This window comes from Cupriavidus sp. 8B, assembly GCF_054589115.1.
Genome location: NZ_BAAILO010000314.1, coordinates 1 through 3,501, shown reverse-complemented (window position 1 = coordinate 3,501; position 3,501 = coordinate 1). Strand labels below are relative to the sequence as shown.

Annotated in this window: 3 protein-coding genes; all 3 read left to right on the top strand. The window is 66.3% G+C overall.

Going from position 1 to position 3,501, the window contains the following annotated elements:
- Positions 1 to 205: 205 nt before the first annotated feature.
- The 3 genes from ACYP5B_RS31140 to ACYP5B_RS31130 are packed head-to-tail and all read left to right on the top strand — an operon-like array spanning position 206 to position 3,386.
- A complete protein-coding gene (locus ACYP5B_RS31140; protein WP_459572239.1) occupies positions 206 to 1,426 on the top strand; it encodes a tyrosine-type recombinase/integrase in 1,221 nt (406 codons plus the stop codon).
- Positions 1,423 to 2,358: a tyrosine-type recombinase/integrase gene (locus ACYP5B_RS31135; RefSeq protein WP_459572238.1), complete on the top strand. Its 936-nt coding sequence runs from the start codon at positions 1,423 to 1,425 to the stop codon at positions 2,356 to 2,358. The genes ACYP5B_RS31140 and ACYP5B_RS31135 overlap by 4 nt, the downstream gene beginning before the upstream one ends.
- Complete coding sequence (locus tag ACYP5B_RS31130) at positions 2,355 to 3,386, top strand: tyrosine-type recombinase/integrase (protein ID WP_459572237.1); 1,032 nt, start codon at positions 2,355 to 2,357, stop codon at positions 3,384 to 3,386. Before ACYP5B_RS31135 ends, ACYP5B_RS31130 begins: the two co-directional genes overlap by 4 nt.
- The last annotated feature ends 115 nt before the right edge of the window (positions 3,387 to 3,501 follow it).

The window sequence follows — 3,501 nt, the reverse complement described above, 5'->3', positions numbered from 1 at the left end:
TATTGATTGTTCCGATCTGCGGGTTATTCCGATGGCTGCGTGAGGGCGGCTGCGGCGAGGAGTTTCACTCCGACGGATCGGGATAACCGGGCGGCTCCGTGGGCCGCTCGAGGGTGAGGTGGTGCGACGAGGCTGACCGGCGCATCGTGATAAGTGCGTGGCCCTGCCGTGAGTGGTCGCGCCTATCCGATGGGAGGTCTGCGTCATGGAAATGTCCGTCCTTGTCGAGGAGGTGATGTCCGGGGGTGCTCGGATCGGCTTGACCGACGCCACCTTGAGGTACTACCGCAAGTGCTGCCGCGTCGTGGTCCGATTCTGTCAGACGCGCGCGAGTGCGCGGTTGACAGACGCGATCCTCGTCGAGTTCCTGGCGGCGATGGACGACCGTCGGCGCCGCGGGGAGATCGGCGCGGTGATGCGGTCGGCTCTGGAGAAGTCGGCCAGGATGCTGCTGGAGTTCGAACGGACCGGTGCCGTGAACTGGCGGCGGCGTAGGCCGGCGTCTGGTCTGCGTGGTGCGTCCGCGATGGTGCTGGATGCGTTCTCGGAGTCAGCGTGTGGCGAGCTGTCGGCCGGGTCGGTGCGGCTACTCATGGTCGAAGTCCGCCAGTTCCTGCGTCACTTGGACGCGCTCGGTCGTGACCTTGCCGCGGTGAACATCGAGGATGTCAGGGAGTATCTGGTCGATGCCCGGCCGCGTCACAACGCGGGTATGGGGAACACGGTTTGGGCGATCAAGCGGTTCTTCGCGTTCACCAACCAGCACGGGCTGACCGTGCTGCGGGTCGAGGGTCTGCTGGCCCGGGTGGGACCGCGACGGGTGCGAGCGCTGCCGTGCTTCACCGCGGAGGAGACCGCGAGCATCGTGGCAGCAATCGAGACCGGTTCCCCGCATGGGAAGCGGGACTATGCGATGGTCGTGCTGGCGCTATCGACGGGGCTCCGCGGGGGCGACATCACCGCGCTCCGACTGGACGAGATCGACTGGCGACGCGACGAGATCCGCATGGTCCAGCACAAGACATCCACACCGGTGACGCTGCCGTTGTTGGCACAGGTGGGTAACGCGATCGCGGACTGGCTGCTAAACGGCCGGCCCGAGTGCGAGGCGCCCGAGGTGTTCGTGCGCCTCAAGGCCCCGTTCGTGAAGCTGACCGGCCCGACGGGCGCGTTGCTGATGGCCCGCTGGCTCGACAAGGCCGGCGTGGCCCACCACGCAGGAGATGGCAAGACCTTCCACGCGCTACGCCGCACAGCGGGAACCCGCCTGGTCGAGTCTGGTGCCGAGCTCGCGCTGACCGCGCAGGTTCTCGGCCATGCCAACGTCGAGTCGTCCCGCCGCTACATCGCGCTGGCCGACGCGTCGCTGCGGGACTGCTGCCTGCCGCTGGACGGTCTGGTCTGCACGAGGGAGGGCTTGCGATGATCACGTTCACCAGCGCATTCGCTTCCCACATCGAGGCGATGCTCGACTGGCGCGAAGCGCTCGGATACTCCCGCAGGACTCTGGCTTATCAGATGCTGAGCTTCGACCGGTTCTGCGTCAGGTGCCATCCCGGCGAGACGGTCCTGAACCGCGAGTTGGCCACGGCCTGGTGTCAGGAGGGCACGCGGGTCGATTGGCCCGCTCACAAGGCGCACGCGATCCGAGCGTTCGGCAAGTATTTGCGCCTCCTTGGCGAGGACGCGTTCGTGCTGCCCGCCGCGTGGATCAGCCCGCGCGTTCGGAGCTTGCCGCATCTGTTCACCGACGCCGATCTAGCGGCGTTCTTCGCTGCGGCTGATCAGATCACACCGTGCGCGGCCAGCCCGTTCCGCGAGTACACGATCCCGGTGCTGTTCCGTCTCATGCTCGGGTGCGGGCTGCGGCCCCAGGAGGCCCGACTACTGCGGCGCCGCGACGTCGACGCAGGATCGGCTGTCCTGACGATCGAGCGATCGAAACGGAACAAGGATCGCCGCGTCCCCGTGGACGAGGCCCTGGCTAGTCTGCTTGTCCGATTCGACGATCTCGCCGAGTTGCGCCGCCCCGGACGGGCGTTCTTCTTCGAGGATCACCCCGCCCAGCCCTACCCGGCGCGCTGGGTCACGGCGTCCTACCACCGGTGCCGCGCGATGGCCGGCGGCATCGCACCGGGCTCGACGCCCTACACACTGCGCCACAACTACGCGACCCACACCCTAACACGGTGGGTCGAGGAGGGGCGCGACCTGAACGTCTGGCTACCCTATCTATCGGCATACATGGGCCACGACACCTACTCCTCGACCGCCTACTACGTCCACCTGCTGCCCGAGCGCCTCGCCGCGACCGGCCTGACCAGCGCGGCCGGGATCATCCCGGAGGTAACCCCGTGAACACGAGCACCGACACCTTCTACCGGCACCTGCGGGAATGGTTCACCGTCTTCCTTCCCCGCCAGCGCGCCGTCAGCCCCCATACGATCACCGCATGCCGCCAGGCCTGGAACCTGCTCTTGGGCTATGCCGACGACACCCGGGGAATCCGGCTGGAGAAGGTGACCTTCGCGGTCCTCGACAGGGCACTCATCGCCGGGTTCCTCGACCACATGACCACCACGCGTGGTTGGACGGCCAATACCTACAACCAGCGCCTGGCGTGTATCCGCTCCTTCTTCCACTACGCCGCCAACGCCGAGCCCACTCTCGCTATGCACCTGGCCGACATTGCCGGCATCCCGCTGAAGAAGAGCCCGGCCAACCCGCCCGTGTGCCACCTGACCACTACCGCGGTCACGGCCCTACTCGCTGCCCCCGACCCAGCTACCAGGACCGGACTGCGCGACCAGTTCTTCATGATCCTCATGTATGACCTCGCCGCTCGTAACGCCGAGATGCTCGCCCTAACCGTCGGCGACATCGATACCCAGCGACGCAGTGCCGAACTGATCGGTAAGGGCTCCAAGCCCCGCAGGCTACCGATCACCGCCGACACCGCCATGCACTTCCGCCGCTACGTCGAGACGTTCCACCCCGCCACGAACCTGGGCCAGCCGTTGTTCTACACGATCCACGACCACCGCAAGACGCCTATGTCCGACGACAACGTCGCCCGGTTCCTGCACCAGCACGCCGACACAGCCCGGCAGGCCTGCCCAGAGATGCCCAGGAAGGTCCACCCTCACATGCTGCGCCACTCCCGCGCGATGCATCTCTACCAAGCGGGCATGCCTCTCTCGATCCTCACCGAGTGGCTCGGACACGCCGACCCCGAGACGACCCTCATCTACGCCCACGCTGACACCGAGATGAAACGCGCGGCGTTGGAGAAAGCCACCCAAGGCCACAACATCAGCCCGTCACCGCCCCCGATCTGGCACGACCGGCAGGACATCATTCAACGACTCTGCGGACTCACCAGATGACCGCACTATCCCGATATCCACACCAGCCTCCAGCGCGCCTTCCCTGGTCACTCGGCAGATCAAGCAGCAAGCACCAACGAAATCGGAATAACCCGCAGATCGGAACAATCGAGAT

Coding starts and splice junctions, on each gene's coding strand:
- ACYP5B_RS31140 (WP_459572239.1), top strand. CDS start 206: ATGGAAATGTCCGTCCTTGTCGAGGAGGTGATGTCCGGGGGTGCTCGG.
- ACYP5B_RS31135 (WP_459572238.1), top strand. CDS start 1,423: ATGATCACGTTCACCAGCGCATTCGCTTCCCACATCGAGGCGATGCTC.